Genomic DNA, 223 nt, shown 5'->3' on the forward strand with positions numbered 1-223 from the left:
CAATCCTTACAGAGATACCGCTGAAACTGCCCGTAGCTGCCGTTTCTGACCGTTCGGTCAGAACGGCAGCGAGGACAGGAAACGCCGTCACGCCAGCGAACCTGTTGGAGCAGGTCCGCTGCGACCGATTCCGACCCAAACACATCCAGCGGAATCATTCGTGTCGGACATCGCTGACGCGGTGTCCTTGTCCTCTTCGACACAACAGCGACAGCTCGCCAGT

At 58.7% G+C, this 223-nt stretch carries 1 protein-coding gene; it reads right to left on the reverse strand.

Features of this window, described 5'->3' with window-relative positions; genetic code table 11:
• Nucleotides 1-158: transposase (locus EXE42_RS18125; protein ID WP_137707148.1), on the reverse strand; the 158-nt coding region annotated here is incomplete at its 3' end.
• Between the last annotated feature and the right edge of the window lie 65 nt (nt 159-223).

Origin of the sequence: Halorubrum sp. SP3 (genome assembly GCF_005435195.1) — an archaeon.
In the GTDB taxonomy this organism is placed as follows: Archaea; Halobacteriota; Halobacteria; order Halobacteriales; family Haloferacaceae; genus Halorubrum; species Halorubrum sodomense.